This is a genomic window from Micromonospora sp. NPDC001898 (assembly GCF_042891255.1).
GTDB lineage: Bacteria > Actinomycetota > Actinomycetes > Mycobacteriales > Micromonosporaceae > Micromonospora.
Genome location: NZ_JBIATC010000002.1, coordinates 278,907 through 300,676 on the forward strand (window position 1 = coordinate 278,907; position 21,770 = coordinate 300,676).

Here is a 21,770-nt window from a genome sequence, read left to right on the forward strand (position 1 = left end):
TCCCTCCGGACTCCGGGGCGGCGGTACCCCCACCCTGCGCGATCCGGCCGGGCCGTTCAACGCATTTACCCCATCGGGGTACGCCGCCGGGGCCATGCCCGGGAGGCCGGGACCGCCGGAGGGCCGGGGACCGCCGGAGGGAGCACGGTCAGGCGCGGGTGTCAGCGAGGGGAGCTTCCCCCGCACCCTCAGAACAGCACGGTGGCGAGGGTGCCGACCGGGCGGAAGCCGCACCGCTCGTAGACGCGGCGGGCGGGCAGGTTGAAGTCGTTGACGTACAGGCTGACCGTCGGGGCGACCCGCAGCAGCGCGTCCCGGGTCACCGCCGCCATCGCCGCCGTGGCGAGCCCCCGGCCGCGCCACTCCGGCGACACCCAGACCCCCTGGACCTGCGCGGTACGCCGGGTCACCACCGCCAGCTCGGCCTTGAACACCACCTGGCCGTCGACGAACCGGGCGTACGCCCGACCGGCCCGGACCAGGTCGGTGACCCGCCGCCGGTAGCCGTGCCCGCCGTCCTCGGCCAACGGCGAGACGCCCACCTCCTCGGTGTACATGGCCACGGCCGCCGGGAAGAGCCGGTCGATCTCGTTGGCGCGTACCAGTCGCACCTCGGGGTCGACGACCACCGCCGGCAGCGCGTCGGCGGCCAGCAGCGGCTGGTTGGGCCGGACGTCCCGGGCCGGCCCCCAGTGCCCGCAGAGCCGGTCCCACAGCCCGAGCACCGCGTCCGCCCGGCCGACGATCGACGTGCAGAGCCGATCCTCGGCGGCGAGCAGTTCGGCGTAGGCGGCGACGGCGGGTTCCGAGGCGAGCACCGGTGTGAGGTTGCCGCCGAGCCAGCAGATCGACTCCAGGCTACGGCGCGCGCCGTACCCCAGGATCCGCCCCTCGGCCCGCCACCAGGCCAGCCCTCGCGCGGCGACCCGCTCGGCGACCTGCGCTCCCGCGAACGGGTCGAGGTCGAGCAGCCGCTCGACCGCGCGGCGCTCCGACTCCCCCAATTGCCGTACCGGCACCGTCAGCACGGCTACCAGCCTGCCAGATCACCCCGCCGCCTCGCCGGCCGAGTGCCGAGCCCACCGGGACGGGTACGCCGGACGTCGAGCCGTGCCGGCTTCGACGCACGTCCGACAGCACGGAACCTTGTCGCTGACATGTTGGCGATATATCGTTGATGCATCAGCGACAGGACATGGAAGGGAGAACCCTGATGGGTTTCCACCACCGAATGCACGTACATGAGCACGAGGCCCGGATGCGCGGCTTCGGCTTCCCGCCGGTCCCGCCCGGTCCCCCCGGGCCGCCGTTCCCACCCGGCCCGCACGGGCACGGCGGCGGCCGGGGCGGTCACCGGGGGCGCGGCCGGGGGCGCCGGCCCAACGTGCGGGCCGCCGTGCTGGCCCTGCTCACCGAGCGCCCGATGCACGGGTACGAGATGATCCAGGAGATCGACTCCCGCACCGGCGGGGCCTGGCGGCCCAGCCCCGGGTCGATCTACCCGACGCTCCAACTCCTGGAGGACGAGGGCGTCGTCACCGTCGCGACCGAGGAGGCCGGCGGCGGCCGGAAGCGGTTCACGGTCACCGAAGCGGGCCGCGCCGAGGCCGACGAGGCGGCACAGGCCCCGCCGTGGGGCGAGTTCGCCGAGGACACGGTCAACAGCTGGCACGACATCCGCGACGCCGGCAACCAGGCGATGCAGGCGCTACGCCAGGTGATGACGACCGGCACCGACGACCAGCGGGAACGGGCCGCCCAGGTGCTCGCCGAGACCCGCCGCAAGCTCTACGCCATCCTCGCCGAACCCGAGTAGCCCCAAGGCCCCACACCCCACCGCAACACCCCATGCACACCGCCCTACCCACACGGCAATTCAGAGAAAGAGTGGCTACTCCGCGTGGAGTGGCCACTCTTCTCTGAATTTGCGCGCGTTCTCTGAATTTGCGGGCGTGCCCGGGCGGGGGCGCGCCCCAGGGTGGGTGGGTCAGTGGACCGTGACCGTGGCTCCTGGGACCAGGTTCCGGAGCTCTTCGGGGAGTTCCGCTCCCATTTCGTCGGCGATTCGGAGCGCCTCGAAGATCAGGGTCTCCACGATCTGCGCCTCCGGGACGGTCTTGACGACCTTGCCCTTGACGAAGATCTGCCCCTTGCCGTTGCCGGAGGCGACGCCGAGGTCGGCCTCGCGGGCCTCGCCCGGGCCGTTGACGACGCAGCCCATCACGGCCACCCGCAGCGGCACCGGCAGCCCTTCCAGGCCGGCCGTGACCTCCTCGGCCAGCTTGTAGACGTCGACCTGCGCCCGGCCACAGGACGGGCAGGAAACGATCTCCAGGCCCCGCTCACGCAGGCCCAGCGACTCCAGGATCTGGTTGCCGACCTTGATCTCCTCCACCGGCGGGGCCGACAGCGAGACCCGGATCGTGTCGCCGATCCCCTCGGCCAGCAGCGCGCCGAAGGCGACCGCCGACTTGATGGTTCCCTGGAACGCCGGCCCGGCCTCGGTCACGCCGAGGTGCAGCGGGTAGTCGCACTTCTCGGCGAGCTGCCGGTACGCCCGGATCATCACCACCGGGTCGTTGTGCTTCACCGAGATCTTGATGTCCCGGAAGCCGTGCTCCTCGAACAGCGAGCACTCCCACAGCGCCGACTCGACCAGCGCCTCTGCGGTGGCCTTGCCATACTTGGCGAGCAGCCGCTTGTCCAGCGAGCCGGCGTTCACCCCGATCCGGATCGGCACCCCGGCGTCGCCGGCCGCCCTGGCGATCTCCTTGACCTTGTCGTCGAACTGCCGGATGTTGCCCGGGTTCACCCGCACGGCGGCGCAGCCGGCGTCGATCGCGGCGAAGACGTACTTGGGCTGGAAGTGGATGTCGGCGATGACCGGGATCTGCGACTTGCGGGCGATCGCCGGCAGCGCCTCGACGTCGTCCTGGCTCGGCACGGCCACCCGGACGATCTGGCACCCGGACGCGGTGAGCTCGGCGATCTGCTGGAGGGTGGCGTTGACGTCGGAGGTGAGGGTGGTGGTCATCGACTGCACCGACACGGGCGCACCCCCACCGACCGGCACGGAGCCGACCATGATCTGGCGGCTGAGCCGCCGGGGGGCGAGCGCCGGGGGCGGCGCGGCGGGCATACCGAGACTGACAGCGGTCACTTCAGGCACTCACCTTGAGAAGAGCGTGATGGGGTTGACGACGTCCGCGGTGATGGTCAGCAGCGTGAACGCGCCGCCGATCAGGATCACCGCGTACGTGATGGGCATGAGTTTCAGGTAGTCGACGCGGCCCGGGTCCGGCTTGCCGAAGCGGGCGAAGACCCAGGACCGGGCCCGCTCGAACCAGGCGATCGCGATGTGCCCGCCGTCGAGCGGGAGCAGCGGCAGCAGGTTGAACACGCCGATGAAGAAGTTCAGCGAGATGAACAGCATGAAGAAGATCAGCCAGGCGTTGTTCTCCACCGCCTCGCCGCCGAGCCGGCTCGCGCCGACCACGCTGATCGGGGTGTCCATGTCCCGCTCGCCGCCGGTGATCGCCGTCCAGAGGGCGGGCACCTTCTGCGGGATGCGCTTCATCGCCTCGTACGTGCCGACGGCCATGTCGCCGGTGAGCCGGGCAGTCCCGCCGAGCGCGGAGACCGGCCCGTACTCGACCCGGTTCGGGGTGCTGTACCGCAGGCCGATACCGAGCGCGGACACCGGGCCGACCTGGCCCTTCGGGTCGTCCAGCGGGGGGCGCTGGGTCTGGCCGAGCACGGTGCTCGTGGTGCCCGGCTGGCCGTCACGGACGTACGAGATGGCGACCTTGTCGCCGGGCTTGGCGGCCCGCAGCCCGGTCAGCAGGTCGCCGTAGTTGTTGATCGGGGCGCCGTTGAACGAGGTGATCCGGTCGCCGTCGCGCAGGTTGGCCTGGGCGGCGGGGCTGACCGGGTCGCCGGCCGTGCACGCCCGGTTGACGATTTCCGGCACCACGCAGTCGGACAGCGCGATCACCGCCGGCTCCTGGCGGACCTCGGCGTCGGTGGTCGGGAAGTCGGGGTTGGGCAGTCCGGCGGAGATCGCCATGATCCAGGTCGCCACGAGGGCGAGCGCGAAGTGGGTGATGGAGCCGGCGGACATCACGATCGTCCGCTTCCAGACCGGGTAACGCCACATCGCCCGGGGCTCGTCGGCCGGGTCGACGTCGTCGTCGTGCGGCGTCATGCCGACGATCTTGCAGAAGCCGCCGAGCGGGATGCCCTTGACGCCGTACTCGGTCTCGCCGCGCTTGACCGACCAGAGGGTGGGGCCGAAGCCGACGAAGTAGCGGGTGACCTTCATCCCGAACGCCTTGGCGGTGAGCATGTGCCCCGCCTCGTGCAGGCTGACCGAGACGAGGATGGCCAGGGCGAAGAGCACCACCCCGAGCAGGTACGCCATCAAGATCCTTCCACCGACGCCACAATGATCTCCTGCGCGTGAGCGCGTGCCCACGACTCGGCGGCGAGCACGTCCTCGACGGTACCTGGTTCGGCGAAATCGGGAGTGTCCTCCAACACCCGCCGGAGGGTGTCCACGATGCCGAGGAAGGGCAACCGGCCGGCGACGAACGCCGCCACGCACTCCTCGTTGGCCGCGTTGTAGATCGCCGGGCGGCAGCGCCCGGCCTCCCCGGCGGCCTTGGCCAGCGCCACCGCCGGGAACGCCTCGTCGTCCAGCGGGGCGAACTCCCAGGTGTGGGCCGTCGTCCAGTCGACGGCGGCGGCGGCGTCGGGCACCCGGTCGGGCCAGCCGAGGGCCACCGCGATCGGCAGCCGCATGTCCGGCGGGCTGGCCTGGGCGATCGTGGAGCCGTCGACGAACTCGACCATCGAGTGGATCACCGAGGTGGGGTGCACCATCACGGTGATGTCGGCGTACGGCACGTCGAACAGCTCGTGCGCCTCGATCACCTCCAGCGCCTTGTTGACCATGGTGGCCGAGTTGATCGTGACCACGGGCCCCATGTTCCAGGTCGGGTGGGCGAGGGCCTGCTCCGGCGTGACCTGCGTCAACTCGTCGCGCCGCTTGCCCCGGAAGGGGCCGCCGCTGGCGGTGACGATCAGCCGCCGCACCTCGGGGCGCGACCCGGAGCGCAGGCACTGCGCCAGCGCCGTGTGCTCCGAGTCGACCGGGACGATCTGCCCCGGCCGCGTCACCGCGGCCCTCACGAGGGGGCCGCCGGCGACGAGGGACTCCTTGTTGGCCAGGGCGAGGGTACGCCCGGCGCGCAGCGCCGCGAGGGTCGGCGCGAGCCCGAGCGAGCCGACCACGCCGTTGAGCACGATGTCGCAGGGCCACTGGGCCAGCTCGGTCATCGCGTCCGGGCCGGCCACGATCTTGGGCAGCTTGAATTCGCCGCTCGACCAGCCGCGCCGGCTCGCCTCGGCGTAGAAGGCGAGTTGGAGGTCCTGCGCGGCGGAGGCCTTCGCCACTCCGACCGCGTCGACGTGTAGTTCGAGGGCCTGGGCGGCGAGCAGCTCGACGTTGCCGCCCCCGGCACCGAGCGCCACCACCCGGAACCGGTCGGGGTTGCGCCGGACGATGTCGATGGCCTGGGTGCCGATCGAACCGGTCGACCCGAGCAGGACGAGATCGCGGGAAGTTGTCACCCGCCCATTCTTCCCCAGCGTCGTTGAGCGCCCGCTGGGAGCCTCAGCCCTCGGTGTCGGGATCCTCCGGCGGCGCTTCCTCGCCGAGCAGGTCGGCCGGATCGATGGAGAACTCGAACGGCTCCCGCATGACGAACCGGGTGCCGGCGGCAGCGGCTGCCACCGGCCGGTACTCCCCCTCCAACGCAGCCCTCGCCGCAGCGCGTCGCACAACCTGTCCGACCCGGGGTCGATGCCGGCAGGGGCCGCCGCAGGAATCTTTCGGCACATTGATGATTGTGGTTGAATTCTGCCATGCGGAAAGCTCTCGTCTGGCTGGCGGCCACACTGGTCGCCGCACCACTGCTCGTCAGCCCGGGAGTGGCCCGGGCTGCCACCGCCACGCCGTCGCTGGTCATCGCCAGCGACTTCCCGGACCCCGACGTGGTCAAGTTCGGCGGCACCTACTACGCGTATTCCACGAACAACGGCAACGGCAACGTTCCGGTCGCCACGGCCGCTTCGCTGACCGGGCCGTGGACCCGGCGGCCCGACGCGATGCCGACGCTCGGTGCGTGGGCGAACGGGGGCCTGACCTGGGCGCCCGACGTCTCCCAGCGGGCCGACGGGCGGTACCTGCTCTACTACACCGCCCGCAGCCGGGCCACCGGCCGGCAGTGCATCGGGGCGGCGCTCGCCACGTCGCCGCTGGGCCCGTTCAGCGCCGTCGGCACGCAGCCGCTGATCTGCAACGCGGGCGAGGGCGGCGACATCGACGCGGCGAGCTTCACCGACAGCACCGGGCTTCGCTACCTGCTCTACAAGGACGACGGCAACGCCATCGGCCAGCCGACGAGCCTCTGGCTGCAGCAGGTCGCCGCCGACGGCGTCACCCTTCAGGGCGGCCGGGTCGAGCTGCTGCGCAGCGGACGCGCCGAGGAGGCCGGCGTCATCGAGGCCCCCGTGCTGACCAAGGTCGGCGCGCAGTACGTGCTGTTCTACTCCCTCGGCGGCTACGGCGGCGACGGCTACCAGACCAGCTACGCCACGTCGTCCTCGCTCACCGGCCCGTACACGAAGGCGTACCGGTCGCTGATGACCACCGCGTCGCTCGACTCGGCGGTGCGCGGGCCGGGCGGCGCGGACGTGGTCCGCGAGGCGGGCGGCGACCACATCGTCTTCCACGGCTGGATCAACAACTACTCCGCCCGCGGCATGTATGTGGCGGCGCTGGGCTGGTCCGGCGGGTACCCCGTGGTGCGGGGCAGCCGCGTGCGGTACGAGACCGAGCGCGGCACACTCAACCACTGCGCCGCGCGCACCGCCCCGAACACGTCGCAGGGGCAGGTGGTGGCGTACATGGACTATGCGGACAGCTGGGTCGAGATGACGGTCTTCGCGCCCCGGGCCGGCGCATACCGCGCCCACGTCGCCTACGCCGCCGGCTACGGCGACGCCCAGCACACGCTGACCGTCAACGGCGCGAACCCGAAGGTCGTCAGCTACCCCAACACGGGCTGGGAGGTCTGGCGGCAGGCCGGCGTCGACGTGACGCTCAACGCGGGCTTCAACACGCTGCGGTTCACCTACCTGAGTCGCTGGGCGGAACTCGACTTCGTCGAGGTGGCATAACGCACTCGTCCACGAGAATCTGGACGGGCGTTGGGCAGATCTTGGAAGGAAACGGCCCCTCCGGGGGCCGAATTCTTCCAAGATCTCGTCGCTAGGGTCGGACGACCCGCAGCGCGGGTTGCCGGTCTGCTGACGGCCTGATTTTCGGTGCCCGCACGAGGCGGGGCACCGCAAAACCATCCGCTACGGGCGGTCGAGGGCTCCCGACCGGGTCCCCCTGACGAAGCCGGCCCCGCTCCGACTCCCCGCCGAACCGGCGGACAGGCCGCGCGCACCAGTGGGCCGGGCCCGCGGTCATCGCCCGCGTCGACGCGGCGGCCCTGGCGACGCCGGCCCACCGGGCCGCCGGGCCCCTGCGCCGGGTGGGGCGACGGTGAGCTGGTACGGGGTACGGCTGGCCGGGCTGCGCCAGCACGTCGCGGCCCGCCCGACGTGGCGGTGCCGGGTCTGCGCCGCACCGTGGCCGTGCGGTATCCAGATCGGCGCGTCCGGGCCTGCGGCGACGAGTGCGGCGGCCAGCCGGCGAAGCTGGGCCTGCGCACCGAGTACGCCCGGGACTGGGTCGCACTGGCGATCCACCTCTGCGTGCTGATGCACGACACGGTCGCGGACCGACTGCGCACCCACCCGAACCAGGTCGACCCGACGGGCCGCTTCGCCCGTTTCGTCGGCTGGACCCGCTCCTGGTCGCCCCGCTCACCATCCCCGGCCGTCGACGCCGACCCGATCCCCCGCAGACCTTGGACACTTCCCGTTCCCAGAAGCCAACAAGTGTCCAAGATTCCGCACGGGTTCCGCCGGGGACCGGCGGGCGCACGGAGGCGGGCGCGCGGAGGCGGGCGCGCGGAGGGCAGGAAGGGTGCGGAGAGGGACGCGGGGAAGAGCACCTAGGCGGGCGCACAGACGGGGCAGCTCCGTAGGGCCGCGAAGGGCCACTACCCGCCCCGCCGTCGATGTTGTCAGGCGGCGGCGCGATCAGGCAGCGGCGCGGAGCACGAAGGCCTCCACCTCCTCGCCGCCGTACCAGTCGGTGCGGCGGCCCACGTGGGTCATGCCGAGCCGCCGGGCCACCGCCATCGACGCGGTGTTGCCCGGCGACACGACCGCCCAGACCTGCGGGGTGCCGGTCGCCAACTCCCGGGCCACCAGCGACCGGGCCGCCTCGGTGGCGTACCCGTGGCCCCACGAGTCCGGGTGCAGGTGCCAGCCGACCTCGATGTCGGTGGTCAACACGCTCTCGTCCCGGCCGGGCAGCGGCTTGAGCATCGCCGTGCCGACCACCACGCCGGTCTCGCGGACCTCGATCGCCCAGGTGCCGTACCGGTCGCCGTGCCCCGCGTGCCGATCCCGCCACATCGCGAGCCGGTCGGCCGCCTGTGCCGGGTCGGTGAGCGGCAGGCCGGGCGCGCCCAGCCAGCGGGTGACCTCGGGCCGGGAGTAGATGTCGAAGATCCGGGTCAGGTCGGCCGGGTCGGCGGTCCAGTCCCGCAGGACCAGGCGTTCCGTGGCGGGGATTCCCATGGCGGCGATCCTAGTGAGCGGCGGACGGCCCGGCTGGTGGCGGCCGACCTGCGCGGCCTGCGCTGTCGTGAGTGACGCGGGGCGGTACGGGGAAAGAAGCCGCGATGGGCAGCGGATGGCAACGGGCGAAGCGGATCACCAGTGCGGCGTTCCGCCCGCTGCGGGGCCGGGACCTGTCCCTGCACGCCGCCGCCATCACCTTCTACGGGGCGATCGCCGTGGTGCCGGTGGCCCTGCTGGCGATCTGGCTCACCTCGCTGCTGGCGGGAGCCGACCGGGTGCGCCGGCTCACCTCGTACGCGGTGGAGACGCTGCCGGACGCGATCGGCGCGCCCCACGCGGTGCAGGCGCTGGTGGAGGCGGGGGTGGGGTTGACCCCGCTGCCGGCGTTGGCGTCGCTGCTGCCGGCGTCGCTCTACGGCGAGGGGCTGCGCCGCGCGTTCGTCTCGGTCGCCGTGCCGCGCAGCGACGAGTCGCTGGTCGGCTGGCGGGGCCGGCTGCTGCTGCTCCCCCTGCTGGCGCCGGCCCCGGCCCTGCTGCTGTCGATCCTGCTCGCACTGCCGACGACCACCAGGCTGGTCGAACAGGGCGGATGGAGCGGCGCGCTGGGGGTGGTGCTGTCCTTCCTGGCCGTCTGGCTGGTGCTCACCCCGGTGCTGCTCTGGCTGTTCCGGGTGGTCGGCCCGGCCTCGCCGGACTGGCTCTCCGCGCTGGGCATCGGGTCGTTCACCGCCGCCAACCTCTCCGGGTTCCTGCACGGCTTCGTCCTTTTCGCCTCGCTCCCGATCGACCTGGGCGTGCCGTTCGGCGGCTTCGACGAGATCGGCGCGGGGGTGGCGGTCCTGCTCTGGCTCTACCTCTTCCACGTGATCGTGCTGGCCGGCTACTCCGCCACCCTCGCCCTCTCCCGCTGGCGCACCCGCACCGCCCAGGTGACGGTCCTCCGGGGAACTCCCGGCCCGAACGGGGCCGGCGACGGCCTCCCGCCGGGGGCGGCGCGGCACTAGGCTGCCCGAGCATGAGCGAGCGCAGCGGTGATGGCCGCATGAGCGGGGCGAGTGCCGTGGTGATGGCCGCATGAGCGGGGCAGGCGAGCTGCCGACCCGGGCCGACGTGGTGATCGTCGGTTCCGGGCACAACGGGCTGGTCTCGGCGATCCTGCTGGCCCGCGCCGGGCTGGACGTGCTGGTGTTGGAGGCCGCCGACGTGATCGGCGGGGCGACCCGCACCGAGAACCCGTTCCCGAAGGTGCCGGGGCTGCGCCACTCCACCGGGTCGTACCTGCTGGGGCTGATGCCGCCGGAGCTGCTCGCCACGCTCGACGTGCGCATCCCGGTGCTGCGCCGCGACCCGCACTACTTCCTGCCCACCCCGGGCGGCGCCGGGTCGCCGTACCTGCTGATGGGCAGCGACCACGCGGCGACCCGGCGGCAGCTCACGGAGTTCTTCTCCCCCGCCGACGTGGCCGCCGACGACGCCATGCAGGCCGAACTGGCGGCGCTGCGCGACGACCTGGCCCCCGCCTGGCTGGCCGAGCCGCTGCCGGTCGAGGAGACCGCCGAGCGGCACGTCCGGCCCGCGCTGCGGCAGGTCTTCGTCGACCTGGTGCGCGGCTCGGTCGCCGACCACCTGGCCCGCTTCGACTTCCGATCCGAGCTGCTGGTCAGCATGTACGCGGTCACCGACGGCCTGTCCGGGCTGAACGCCGGCCCGGACGACCCGGGCACCGGGCACAACTTCCTCGCGCACAACATGTGCCGGCTGCCCGGCTCCGACGGCACCTGGATGATCGCCGAGGGCGGGATGGGCACGGTCTCGCGCACCTTCGCCGACGCGGCCCGCGCCGCCGGGGCCCGCATCCTCACCGGGACGCCGGTCGCCGCGATCACCCTCGACGGCGGCGCGGCCGGCGGGGTGACCCTGGCCGACGGCCGGCACGTGGCCGCCCGGGTGGTGCTCGGGGCCTGCGACCCGTACCGGCTGATCGACCTGCTGCCCGACGGCGCGCTGCCGGCGCCGCTGACCCGGCGGATGGCGGCGGTCCGCCGCCCCGGCACCACCCTCAAGCTCAACCTGGCGCTGACCGGGCTGCCCCGCTTCTCCTGCCTGCCCGGGGGCGCGCCGAGCCCGTTCGGCTCCACCATCCACCTGCTGCCCGGCGCGGCGTCGCTGGTCGGCGGCGGGGGCGAGCCGCCGATGGCGGCGCTGCGGGCGATGTGGGCGGACGTCCAGGCCGGCCGACTGCCCGACGAGCCGACCATCGAGTGGTACCTGCACACCACCGTCGACCCGTCGCTGTCCGACGCCGCCGGCCACCACTCCTCGGCGCTGTTCGTCCAGTCGGTCCCCTACGAGCTGGCCGGCACCACCTGGGACGAGGCCCTGCCCGGGTACGTGTCGCGGCTGGTGGAGATCTGCGAGCGGTACGCCCCCGGCACCGCCGACCTGATCGCCGACGCCGTCCCGCTCCCCCCACCCGGTATCGAGGCCCACTTCGGCATCACCGGTGGCCACATCCACCACGTCGACAACACGGTCTCCTTCACCGACCGGATGCCCTACGCCACCGGTGTCGACGGCGTGTACGCGGGCAGCGCCGGCTGCCACCCGGCCGGCAGCGTCATCGGCGCCGCCGGCCACAACGCCGCCCGCCGCATCCTCACCGACCTGGGTCGCTGACCCGTCCGCCCCATCGCCCCACCCGTCGATCGCGGACAGGTGGGGCGGTGGCGGGTCAGGGGGTGGGGGTCTCGGCGGTGGCGCGGTGGGCGCGGACCTTGTGGCCGACGCTGGTCAGGCACCGGCCGCTGGGCAGGTCGAACTTCCAGCCGTGCAGCTGGCAGGTGAGCTGGTCGCCCTCGACGATGCCGAACCGGGTCAGGTCCGCCTTCAGGTGCGGGCAGCGGCGCTGCACCACCCAGTCGCCGAGGGTGACGTCCTCGGCGTCGCTGCTCCGCTCGTGCTCGTCGTACCAGCCCTCGGCGTACTGGAGGCGCTCCGTGGACAGGCACTTGAAGAAGGCGTACACGAACTCGTTGTACTGGCCGATCCGGGCGGCGGAGAACCGGCAGGACAGGAAGAGCGAGTTGACCCAGTCCACCTCGCCGATGTGCAGCAGGTGCTCGATCAGCGCCCGGTCGGTGCGGAACCGGTAGCGGACCTTCTCCTCGGCGTACGGGCGCACCTCCTTGCCCGGGAAGTCCACCACGATCGACTCGACGCTCTCGCCGTCGTAGCCCACCAGGTCGAAGCGGACCGGACCGCCGACGCCCTTGGCCAGGTAGATCGACTCCTCCAGCAGCGGCTCGATCCGGCGCTTCATCCCGGCCAGCACGTCGACCTCGGGGTGCCGCCAGGACGCCTTCTCCGCCTCGATGATCGGGCGCTTGCGCTCCCGCATCTCCTCCAGGTGGGCGACCTTGTTCGCGAAGAACTCCTCCACCGGCACCGGGTGGGTGGTCGTCGCGCCTTCGGCGGTGACCTCGGCGACGCTGCCGGGCAGCAGCACGATGCCGTTGGTGCCGCCGACCTTGGCGTACTCGGACAGGAACACCGACTGGTCGGGGAAGATGTTGCCCTCGTCGCCGTGGATGTCGTTGAACTGCCACAGCGCGTCGTCGAGGAAGCACGGCGGGCCGGCGATCGGGAAGACGTGGTCGGCCTTCAGGTCGGCGATGTAGCGCCAGGTGCGGTCGAACTGCCGCTCCCGTTTCTGCTTGCCGAACGCGGTCTTCGCCGACTGCGGCAGCTCGTAGACCATCGGGTACCAGATCGCGCCCGAGAACTGGAGCATGTGCGCGTGCACGTGGCCCAGCTCGGTGAAGACGCTCAGGTCCGTCGGGCGGGCGTCGTTCTGGTTGAGCAGCCGGACCCCGTCGTACTCGACCCAGAGGGAGGAGTCGCCGATCGGGCCGTCGGTGGGGCTGGTCAACGCCTGAATCATGATCTTGAGACCGCCGTCGAGCTCGACGACCTGCTCGTTCGGCGCCCGGAGGAACTTCGTGAAGCCCAGCTCCCGCAGCTCGTCCTCCATCTCCGAGGTGGGGAACTCGGGCAGCAGGACGGTGGCGTCCTTCGACACGTACCGCTTGAGGTGCGCCGCGTCGAAGTGGTCCCGGTGCAGGTGCGACACGTACAGGTAGTCGACCTGGCCGAGGGCCTCCCAGTCGAGCAGGGAGTTGTCGGGGAACGGGAACCAGGATGCGAAGTAGGCGGGATTGACCCACGGGTCGCACAGGATGCTGCCCGCTGCCGTGTCGATCCGCATGCTGGCATGTCCCGTACCGGTCACTCGCACCGCAGTCCCCCTCAAACAGGCAATCAAGGTGTACGTCAGAACGCTACCGGAGGCAGTGTCGTCGGCAACCCGCGACGCCGGTAGTGCCGTCCGGCCCGGAGCGCCCCGGGCCGGACGGCACCCGACAGCGGTACGCGCACCCGACGGCGGACGCACCCGACAGCGCACGCGCACCCGACGGCGGACGCGCACCGGGAAACCCCCACCGGACGAGGACAGGCGCGGGGCGTGCCAGACTGACCGGAGATCCGATCGCGAGGGAAGGACCGACAGTGGCAGGAAGCGAGCCGGTGACGTCGCCAGATCAGCACAAGCCCGGGCACCGGAAGGCGGGGCGGATCGGCGCGGTGCTCTCCGCCCTGGCGTTGCTGGCGATGCTGTGCGGCAACCACGAAGGCAGGGTCGAGGACATCTGGCTGGTCGGCCTGGCCGTGCTGCTGCTGGCCGTTGTCATCGGCGACGCGGTGCTGCGGCGCAACGGCCTGCGCTCCTGACCACGACCGGCGGCCCGCCGACCACGTCAGGCACCGAGGGCCCGTCACCCTGCTGAGCAGGGGACGGGCCCTCGTCGTACGTCGGCGTCGGAACCCGCCTGCTGCCGGTCAGCGACCGAAGAGGATGTCCTGGACATCCTTCAGTGCCGCGTCGACCTCCGCCTCGAAGTAGCCGCCAGGCACCAGGCCGAATCGCAGGGTGTCCAGGTCCTTCGGGTTGACCGGCATCGGGCCGCGGCCGGACATGCCGCCGAGGATGCCGTCGAAGAGCCGGTCGACCTGCTCCGGGTCGTACCCGCTGCCGAAGCGGCGCACCTGGAAGCCGCGGCGAATCTGGTCCACGCGGTGGAGGTCGCCGCCGGGGGGGCCGGCCATCGGCGGACCGGCCATCGGCGGCGGGCCACCCACCGGCGGCCCGGCGACCGGGGACGGCCCGCCCATCGGCGGCGGGCCACCGACCGGCTGCTGCGGCAGGGGCGGTGGCCCGGCCGGGCCGCGACCGCGCAGCTCACGCAGGTCCCGCTCGGGCATCCGGATCTCAGCGGTCATGTCGGCCCGACCGTGCCGGCCCGCCTCGAAGCCGTCGAACCGGCCGTCTGGGCCGTAGCCACCCGTCCCGGCGGGCAGCCCTCGCGGCGGGGGGCCGCCGTGGCCCACGCCCTGGCCTGGTCCAGGGCCCGCGCCGGGGCCAGGAACAGGGCCGGGGCCAGGAACAGGGCCGGGGCCAGGAACAGGGCCGGGGCCAGGAACAGGGCCGGGGCCGATCGGGCCACCCGGACCGCGTGGGGTGTCGTACCCGCCGCGCGGGGCGTCGTAGCCACCGGCGGCGAAGGCGCCGCTCGGCTCGTCGTAGCGGCCGTACCGGTCAGCGGGCGGACCGGCCTGCGCGGGCATCGGTCGGGGCGGCACGGGGCCGGGCCCACGGTCGTCGCGCATCGGGACCGGGCCACGGTCGTCACGCATCGGAACGGGCCCACGGTCGTCGCGCAGGCCACGGTCATCACGCATCGGGACGGGCCCACGGTCGTCACGCATCGGGACCGGGCCACGGTCGTCACGCATCGGGACGGGCCCACGGTCATCACGCATCGGGACCGGGCCACGGTCGTCACGCATCGGGACGGGGCCGCGGTCATCACGCAGGCCACGGTCATCACGCATCGGGACCGGGCCACGGTCATCGCGCATCGGGACGGGCCCACGGTCGTCGCGCATCGGCGGGCCCATCCGGTTCGGCGCGCCGAGTCGGTCGGACATCCCGGAGTCGGTGCCACGGCTGACCACGCCGCCGCGCTCCTCCAGCTCGGCCAGCTGCCGCTCGACCCGGTCGAGGTGCAGGTCGACCTGCCACTCGTCGTAGCCGTTGAAGCGGACCCGGAAGACGACGTCGTGGACCTCCTGGGAGGCCACGGGCGCGCCGACCGGCTGTCCGTCGAGCGTCGCCTCGACCCGGTCCAGGAAGGCGTCCACCTCGTCGACCTTGTAGCCCCGACGGAGCGCCTTACGCCGGAAACGCTGACCCTGACTCGCCACTATGTCTCCTGGTCTCGTTCGCTACGCCCGGTCACGCCGTCGCCTCCTGCGGCGCGTCGGTGTCGTTGTCCTCGGCCGCGGCGAGCTGCCCGCAGGCGCCGTCGATTTCGCGCCCCCGGGTGTCCCGCACAGTCGTGGACACCCCGGCGGCGCGCAGGCGCCGGACGAACTCCCGCTCGACCGGCTTGGGACTCGCGTCCCACCGGCTGCCCGGGGTCGGGTTGAGCGGGATGAGGTTGACGTGGGTCAGCTTGCCGGCCAGCAACCGGCCGAGGAGGTCGGCCCGCCACGGCTGGTCGTTCACGTCCTTGATCATCGCGTACTCGATGGACACCCGGCGCCCAGTCTGGGCGGCGTAGTCCCACGCTGCGTCCAGCACCTCGGCCACCTTCCAGCGCTGGTTGACCGGCACGAGCTCGTCGCGCAGCTCATCATCGGGCGCGTGCAGGGACAACGCAAGGGTCACCGACAGGTCTTCGCTGGTCAGGCGGCGGATGGCCGGGACCAGGCCGACCGTGGAGACGGTGATGTGCCGCTGGGACAACCCGAGCCCGTCCGGGGCGGGGGCGACCAGCCGGCGGATCGCCGCGATCACCCGCGAATAGTTGGCCAGCGGCTCGCCCATCCCCATGAACACCACGCGGGACAGCCGTGACGGGGAGCCGACGACCACGCCGGAGGCGGCCACGCCTGCCAGGTAGACCGCCTGGTCGACGATCTCGGCAGTGGAGAGGTTACGGGTCAGACCGGCCTGGCCGGTCGCGCAGAACGGGCAGGCCATCCCGCAGCCGGCCTGGCTGGAGATGCAGACGGTGATCCGGTCCGGGTAGCCCATCAGCACGCTCTCCACCAGCGAGCCGTCGTGCAGCCGCCAGAGCGCCTTGCGGGTGGCCCCGTCGTCGCAGGCCAACTCGCGAACCGGGGTGAGCAGGGTGGGCAACAGCGCGCCGGCCAGCCGGTCCCGGGTGGCGGCGGGCAGGTCGGTCATCTCCGCGGGGTCGCGAACCAGCCGGCCGAAGTAGTGGGTGGAGATCTGCTTCGCGCGGAACGCCGGCTCGCCCAGCTCGGTGACCAGCGCCTGCCGGCCGGCCAGATCGAGGTCGGCGAGGTGGCGGGGCGGCATGGCCGCGCGGCGTGCGGCGGGGGCGTCCGGGGCGACGGGAATCAGCGGAAGGCTCGTCATGGCGCTCCCAGTCTCCCACGCCGAACGGACGACGCGCCTGGCCGGAGGTGCCGAATCGCCCCCGACCGGGCGGCCGGCACGGGGTGCCCGGCGTGATCCATGCCTCAGCCCACCACCGGGACGAACACGGCCAGCAGCAGGTACGCGGTGGGGACCGCGAACAGAATCGAGTCGAGGCGGTCCATCAGGCCACCGTGGCCAGGCAGCAGGTTGCTCATGTCCTTCACGCCGAGGTCCCGCTTGATCATGGACTCCGCCAGGTCGCCGAGGACCGCCGCGCAGGAGACGGCCACCCCGAACAGCGCGCCCCACCAGGGGGCCACGTCGAACAGCAGCCAGATCAGCAGGGCACTGCCGAGGGCGGCGGCGGTGACCGACCCGGCGAAGCCCTCCCAGGACTTCTTCGGACTGATCGAGGGGGCCATCGGGTGCTTGCCGAAGTTGGCCCCGGCGGCGTACCCGCCGGTGTCGGAGAGAACCACCCCGACCAGGGTGACCAGCACCCGCAGGTGCCCGTCGCCGGGCGCCGCGGCCAGCAGCGCCGCGAACCCGCCGAGGAACGGCACGTAGACCGCGATCAGGGTGGCCGCCGTCAGGTCGCGCTGGTAGTTGCCCGGGCCGTCGCCCAGCCGCCAGATCATCGTGCCGAGCACGGTCACCAGCAGGCCGAGGCTGAGCGCGTCCGGGCCGGCGAACCAGGCCAGACCGATCGTGAGCACACCGCCGGTGAGCAGCGGCACCAGCGGCGGGTGCGCCCCGCCACGGCGAACCGCTCGGGCCATCTCCCAGGTGCCGATCGCGATGGCGGCGGCGAGCACGAACAGGAAGGCGGTCAGGTAGAAGAAGAGTGGCACCAGCACGACAGCGCCGAGAACGACGCCCACCCCGATCGCGGCGGGCAGGTTGCGTCCCGCGCGGCTGGGCGGCGCCTGCTGGGTGGGCGGGCGGTCCGCGCTGGCCCGCCGACGCCCGGGCTGCCGCCGGCCCGGGGGCCGCCCCGGCTCCGCGCCGCCGCCGGCCACCGTCGCGGAGGGCTCCTCCGGCCGGTACGGCGGCGGGGCCGACTCGCGCCCGGCGACGGGCTCGTCGCCCGGCCAGACGGGGTGACCGGGGCCGGCCGAGCGGTCCTGGCCGGGGTGACCCGGGTTCCCGACATCGGGGAGGCCGGGCCAGACCGGCTCTTCGCCGCCGGGCAGCGGGCGGGCGCCGTACGGGTCGGTGGGGTCCGCGTCGAGCGGCCCCAGCCGGCGCGACTCGGCCCGGACCTCGGGCTCGGGCGTGCCGATCGCGGCCGGCGCGACCGGGTCGGTCGCCGTGGCGCCGAGCGTGTCGGGGGCCGAGGTCGGGTACGCGTCGGTGGCGGCGCTGTGGGCCCAGTGCCCTGGTTCGAGGTCACGGTCGGGCCAGGGAAGCGCGGCAGGGGCGCCCGGCTGGTCCCAGCCTCGAGGCTCAGCGCTGCGGTAGGGGTCGAGGTGGGACATCACGCACCGGACGGACGCGGTACGGGGTTCACCACATGACGTACGACCAAGACCATCCCCTACAACAACAGTTCCGTCCGGTTGACCGGCCCGACGGCCGGCCGATTCCGACCGTTCACCGCGTGGTGGTCGGAATCGTGCCGAGCCTACTGCACAGGTCGCCCGGACCGGGCGGACGATGGGCCATCGTCGCCGGCCGGCGACGGTGCGCGGGACTCCCCGCCCGGCGAGGGCCCGGATGGCGGCCCGGGCGGTGGCCCGGTGGCCGCCCACAGGGGGCGCGGCGGCGGCCCGCGACGACGAAGGCACCGGCGTCCCGCCGCCCGACGGCGACGGCACACCGGTGCCACGGCAGGTCACGCGACCGGCCCGGCCGGTCGCGGATCAGACCTCCAGGAGCTCGGTCTCCTTGTGCTTGATCAGCTCGTCGACGCTTGCGACGTACTTCTGGGTCAGGTCGTCGAGGTCCTTCTCGGCGCGGCGGCCGTCGTCCTCGCCGACCTCGCCGTCCTTGACGAGCCGGTCCAGCTCTTCCTTGCCCTTGCGGCGAATGTTGCGGATGGCCACCTTGGCCTCCTCGCCCTTGTGCCGGGCGACCTTGATCATCTCGCGGCGCCGCTCCTCGGTCATCTGCGGGAGCAGGATGCGCAGCTGGTTGCCCTCGTTGTTCGGGTTCAGGCCGAGGTCGGAGTCGCGGATCGCCTTCTCCATGGCGTTGATCTGCGAGTTGTCGTACGGCTTGATGATCACCATGCGTGGCTCGGGAACCCCGATGGACGCCATCTGGGGCAGCGGCGTCGGGGTGCCGTAGTAGTCGATGATGACCTTGGCGAACATGGCGGCGCTGGCGCGACCGGTGCGGATGGCACCGAACTCTTCCTTGGCGTGCTCGATCGCACGCTCCATCTTCTCCTCGGCCTCGAGGAGGGTGTCGTCGATCACCGGTCTCCTCGCCTCCTTCTTGTGTTCGTGGTGGGCTGTCCTGTCGTGTCCGGAGGACCGTCGCTCGCCGGCCGCCGGCCGCTCAGGCGGTGATCAGGGTGCCGATCTTGTCGCCACCCACCGCACGGATAATCGTGTCCTCGCCCTGCGCGCCGAAGACCAGCATCGGCAGGCCGTTCTCCATGCACAGGCTGAACGCGGCGGCGTCGGCCACCCGCAGGTTACGGCGCAGCACCTCGGAGAAGGTAATCGAGTCGAACTTGCTGGCGGTCGGGTCGATCCGGGGGTCGGCGGAGTAGACGCCGTCCACGCCGTTCTTGCTCATCAGCACCACATCGGCGCGGATCTCCAACGCGCGCTGGGCGGCCACGGTGTCGGTGGAGAAGTACGGCATGCCCGCGCCTGCGCCGAAGATGACCACACGGCCCTTCTCCAGGTGCCGGATGGCGCGCAGCGGGATGTACGGCTCGGCGACCTGGGCCATCGTGATCGCGCTCTGCACCCGGGTCTCGATGCCCTCCTTCTCCAGGAAGTCCTGGAGGGCAAGGCAGTTCATCACGGTGCCCAGCATGCCCATGTAGTCGGCGCGGGCCCGGTCCATACCGCGCTTCTGCAGCTCCGCGCCACGGAAGAAGTTGCCGCCACCGACCACCACCGAGACCTGCACGCCGCGACGGACCACGGTGGCGATCTGCCGGGCGATGGCCTGCACGACATCCGGGTCGACGCCGATCGCCCCGCCGCCGAAGACCTCCCCGGAGAGCTTCAGCACCACCCGACGGGCCCGGCCGGGCGGTGGGGCGGTCGGATCATCCGCCCCCAGGCTCCGGTCACCAACAACCTGCGTCATCCGCCCCGTCCCTCCCCAGGCGCACCTCACGTGCGCCGGTTACCGCGTACCTGCCGTCGCTGACCCTATGCGACAGGGAGGCCGCGGTGCCTGTCACGTACACCAGCGGCCTCCCCGTCGACGTTTCCTGCCTGCGGGCGCGTCACGCCCGACCGGCGGCTCAGGCCTGGCCGACCTCGAACCGCAGGAAGCGGGTCACCTCGATGCCGGCCTCGGCCAGCAGCTGCTTCACGGCCTTCTTGTTGTCGGCGACCGAGGCCTGCTCGACCAGGACGTAGTCCTTGAAGAAGGCGTTGACCCGGCCCTCGATGATCTTCGGCAGCGCCGCCTCGGGCTTGTTCTCCTCGCGGGCGGTCTGCTCGGCGATGCGCCGCTCTGCCTCGACGACGTCGGCCGGCACCTCGTCGCGGGTGAGGTACTTCGGCCGCATCGCCGCGATCTGCATGGCCACGCCACGGGCGTCGGCGTCACCGGCCTCGTCGGTCTTGCCGGCGTACTCCACCAGCACACCGACGGCCGGCGGCAGGTCCTGGCTCTTGCGGTGCAGGTAGACCGCGACGGTGCCGTCCAGCTTGGCGAAGCGGTTGAGCACCAGCTTCTCGCCGATCTTGGCGGACTGCTCCTGGATCAGGTCGGCGACCGGCTTGCCGTCGAGCGTGCTGGCGAGCAGCTCCTCGGCGCTGCTCGCGCCGCTACCCTCGCCGTGCTCGACGAGCTGCTGGGCCAGCACGATGAAGGCGTCGTTCTTGGCGACGAAGTCGGTCTCGCAGTTGAGCTCCAGCAGCGCCTTGCCCGAGTGCGCGACAAGGCCGTTGGCGGCCGTCCGGCCGGCCCGCTTGCCGACATCCTTCGCGCCCTTGACGCGCAGGATCTCGATGGCCTTGTCGAAGTCGCCCTCGGCCTCGGTCAGCGCCTTCTTGGAGTCCATCATGCCGGCGCCGGTGAGGTCGCGGAGCTTCTTGACGTCCGCGGCGGTGAAGTTGGACATGACTCTCTCTTCGGTCTTGAGACAGCGGGTGGGATGTTCTGGGTCCCGGTTACCCGGATCCGGGCCGGCTGTGCCCGGCGTACCTGCCGTTTCCCCGCCGTCCGGTTTCCCGGACGGCGGGGAAACGGCGGTGCGGTCACTCCGCGGCGGCGGCCGCGGGCTGCTCGGCAGGCTGCTCGGCGGGCTGCGCCGGCTGCTCGGACGGCTGTGCGGCGGGCTGCGCGGCCGACTGCGCCGGCTGCTCGGCGGGCTGCGCGCGCTGCTCGTCGGCCTTCTTCGGCTCCTCGAGCAGCTCGCGCTCCCACTCGGCCAGCGGCTCGTCGGTGCCGACCTGACCCGGCTCCGGCTTCTCGTCGCCGCCCCGGCGACGGCCGGAACGGGCGATCAGGCCGTCGGCAACGGCGGCGGCCACGACCCTGGTCAGCAGCTCGGCCGAGCGGATCGCGTCGTCGTTGCCCGGGATCGGGAAGTCGACCTCGTCCGGATCGCAGTTGGTGTCGAGCACCGCGATCACCGGGATGCCCAGCTTGCGGGCCTCGTCGACGGCGATGTGCTCCTTCTTCGTGTCGACGATCCAGACTGCGGCCGGAAGCTTCTGCATGTCCCGCAGACCACCCAGGGTGCGGGTCAGCTTGATCTTCTCGCGGGAGAGCTGCAGGGTCTCCTTCTTGGTGTAACCGGCGGTGGTGCCGCTCAGGTCACCCAGCGCCTCCAGCTCCTTCATCCGCTGCAGCCGCTTGTACACCGTCTGGAAGTTGGTCAGCATGCCACCGAGCCAGCGGTGGTTCACGTACGGCTGGCCGACCCGGGTCGCCTGCTCGGCGATGGCCTCCTGGGCCTGCTTCTTGGTGCCGACGAAGAGGATGCTGCCGCCCTCGGCGACGGTGTTGCGAATGAACTCGAACGCCTTCTCGATGTAGTCGAGGGTCTGGCGCAGGTCGATGATGTAGATACCGTTGCGCTCGGTGAAGATGAAGCGCTTCATCTTCGGGTTCCAGCGCCGGGTCTGGTGCCCGAAGTGGACACCGCTCTCCAGCAGCTGACGCATGGTCACGACGGCCATGGTGGGTACTCCTTGGGATCCCTGGTTGTGCCGCCCGGCCGGCGGCCGGGCGTCCTGGCGCCCGGTCGCCGGCCATGGCGGGCCCGACCAAGATCGGGACCAGGGAGGCCGCCGCCCCACGACGGGGCGTGGGGAGGGCGCGCGAGGTCGACCGCGTGCGGCGGTCGCCAGTCGAC

The 21,770-nt window shown here is 72.4% G+C and carries 19 protein-coding genes; 6 read left to right on the top strand and 13 right to left on the bottom strand.

Annotated features, from left to right (window positions below; all coding sequences use genetic code 11):
- Positions 1–188 precede the first annotated feature (188 nt).
- Complete coding sequence (locus tag ACFYZF_RS05945) at positions 189–1,028, bottom strand: GNAT family N-acetyltransferase (RefSeq protein WP_387016452.1); 840 nt, start codon at positions 1,026–1,028, stop codon at positions 189–191.
- Between the two features lie 185 nt (positions 1,029–1,213).
- On the opposite strand from ACFYZF_RS05945, the gene ACFYZF_RS05950 reads away from it, so the two are divergent.
- Entirely contained in the window at positions 1,214–1,816 is a 603-nt protein-coding gene (locus ACFYZF_RS05950; protein WP_387016454.1) for a PadR family transcriptional regulator, read from the top strand.
- A gap of 171 nt (positions 1,817–1,987) precedes the next feature.
- On the opposite strand, the gene ispG is transcribed toward ACFYZF_RS05950, so the two are convergent.
- From ispG to dxr, 3 genes are read right to left on the bottom strand one after another with little or no spacing between them, the layout of a single operon-like run.
- Entirely contained in the window at positions 1,988–3,160 is a 1,173-nt protein-coding gene (gene ispG, locus ACFYZF_RS05955; protein WP_387016456.1) for a flavodoxin-dependent (E)-4-hydroxy-3-methylbut-2-enyl-diphosphate synthase, read from the bottom strand.
- A gap of 9 nt (positions 3,161–3,169) precedes the next feature.
- On the bottom strand, positions 3,170–4,420 hold the full coding sequence (locus ACFYZF_RS05960) for a M50 family metallopeptidase (RefSeq protein ID WP_387016458.1): 1,251 nt from the start codon (positions 4,418–4,420) through the stop codon (positions 3,170–3,172).
- The gene (gene dxr, locus ACFYZF_RS05965; RefSeq protein WP_387016460.1) at positions 4,420–5,631 is read right to left on the bottom strand and encodes a 1-deoxy-D-xylulose-5-phosphate reductoisomerase; all 1,212 of its coding nucleotides are present in this window, start codon (positions 5,629–5,631) and stop codon (positions 4,420–4,422) included. Before dxr ends, ACFYZF_RS05960 begins: the two co-directional genes overlap by 1 nt.
- Before the next feature lie 294 nt (positions 5,632–5,925).
- Here dxr and ACFYZF_RS05970 point away from each other — a divergent pair, with 294 nt between their 5' ends.
- Positions 5,926–7,242 carry a family 43 glycosylhydrolase gene (locus ACFYZF_RS05970; RefSeq protein WP_387016462.1) on the top strand — a complete coding sequence of 439 codons (1,317 nt, stop codon included), beginning with the start codon at positions 5,926–5,928 and terminating at the stop codon, positions 7,240–7,242.
- Positions 7,243–7,707: 465 nt separating this feature from the next.
- Positions 7,708–8,133 (top strand): hypothetical protein, encoded by a 426-nt coding sequence (locus tag ACFYZF_RS05975; RefSeq protein WP_387016464.1) that lies wholly within the window; start codon positions 7,708–7,710, stop codon positions 8,131–8,133.
- Positions 8,134–8,217: 84 nt separating this feature from the next.
- On the opposite strand, the gene ACFYZF_RS05980 is transcribed toward ACFYZF_RS05975, so the two are convergent.
- Entirely contained in the window at positions 8,218–8,763 is a 546-nt protein-coding gene (locus tag ACFYZF_RS05980; RefSeq protein ID WP_387016465.1) for a GNAT family N-acetyltransferase, read from the bottom strand.
- Between the two features lie 104 nt (positions 8,764–8,867).
- Between ACFYZF_RS05980 and ACFYZF_RS05985 the strand changes: the two genes are divergently transcribed.
- Together ACFYZF_RS05985 and ACFYZF_RS05990 are read left to right on the top strand one after the other, a co-directional pair.
- On the top strand, positions 8,868–9,770 hold the full coding sequence (locus tag ACFYZF_RS05985) for a YhjD/YihY/BrkB family envelope integrity protein (protein ID WP_387016467.1): 903 nt from the start codon (positions 8,868–8,870) through the stop codon (positions 9,768–9,770).
- Between the two features lie 70 nt (positions 9,771–9,840).
- Entirely contained in the window at positions 9,841–11,442 is a 1,602-nt protein-coding gene (locus ACFYZF_RS05990) for a phytoene desaturase family protein (RefSeq protein WP_387016469.1), read from the top strand.
- Between the two features lie 55 nt (positions 11,443–11,497).
- Here the strand turns inward: ACFYZF_RS05990 and ACFYZF_RS05995 are convergent, their stop codons facing one another.
- Positions 11,498–13,060, bottom strand: a complete 1,563-nt coding sequence (locus tag ACFYZF_RS05995; RefSeq protein WP_387016471.1) for a Rieske 2Fe-2S domain-containing protein — start codon at positions 13,058–13,060, stop codon at positions 11,498–11,500.
- A gap of 272 nt (positions 13,061–13,332) precedes the next feature.
- Between ACFYZF_RS05995 and ACFYZF_RS06000 the strand changes: the two genes are divergently transcribed.
- A complete protein-coding gene (locus ACFYZF_RS06000) occupies positions 13,333–13,554 on the top strand; it encodes a DUF2631 domain-containing protein (protein ID WP_161687946.1) in 222 nt (73 codons plus the stop codon).
- A gap of 108 nt (positions 13,555–13,662) precedes the next feature.
- On the opposite strand, the gene ACFYZF_RS06005 is transcribed toward ACFYZF_RS06000, so the two are convergent.
- The 7 genes from ACFYZF_RS06005 to rpsB form a co-directional block, all read right to left on the bottom strand.
- Positions 13,663–15,087, bottom strand: a complete 1,425-nt coding sequence (locus ACFYZF_RS06005) for a DivIVA domain-containing protein (protein ID WP_387016473.1) — start codon at positions 15,085–15,087, stop codon at positions 13,663–13,665.
- 31 nt (positions 15,088–15,118) lie between these two features.
- Positions 15,119–16,270, bottom strand: a complete 1,152-nt coding sequence (gene rlmN, locus ACFYZF_RS06010) for a 23S rRNA (adenine(2503)-C(2))-methyltransferase RlmN (protein ID WP_387016475.1) — start codon at positions 16,268–16,270, stop codon at positions 15,119–15,121.
- Positions 16,271–16,374: 104 nt separating this feature from the next.
- Positions 16,375–17,751, bottom strand: coding sequence for a phosphatidate cytidylyltransferase (locus tag ACFYZF_RS06015; RefSeq protein WP_387016476.1), 1,377 nt, complete (start codon positions 17,749–17,751; stop codon positions 16,375–16,377).
- 384 nt (positions 17,752–18,135) lie between these two features.
- Entirely contained in the window at positions 18,136–18,693 is a 558-nt protein-coding gene (frr, locus tag ACFYZF_RS06020) for a ribosome recycling factor (RefSeq protein ID WP_387016478.1), read from the bottom strand.
- Positions 18,694–18,775: 82 nt separating this feature from the next.
- Positions 18,776–19,543 carry a UMP kinase gene (pyrH, locus tag ACFYZF_RS06025; protein WP_387016480.1) on the bottom strand — a complete coding sequence of 256 codons (768 nt, stop codon included), beginning with the start codon at positions 19,541–19,543 and terminating at the stop codon, positions 18,776–18,778.
- A gap of 160 nt (positions 19,544–19,703) precedes the next feature.
- Entirely contained in the window at positions 19,704–20,531 is an 828-nt protein-coding gene (tsf, locus tag ACFYZF_RS06030) for a translation elongation factor Ts (protein WP_387016482.1), read from the bottom strand.
- Between the two features lie 136 nt (positions 20,532–20,667).
- Positions 20,668–21,594, bottom strand: coding sequence for a 30S ribosomal protein S2 (rpsB, locus tag ACFYZF_RS06035; RefSeq protein ID WP_387016484.1), 927 nt, complete (start codon positions 21,592–21,594; stop codon positions 20,668–20,670).
- Positions 21,595–21,770 lie beyond the last annotated feature (176 nt).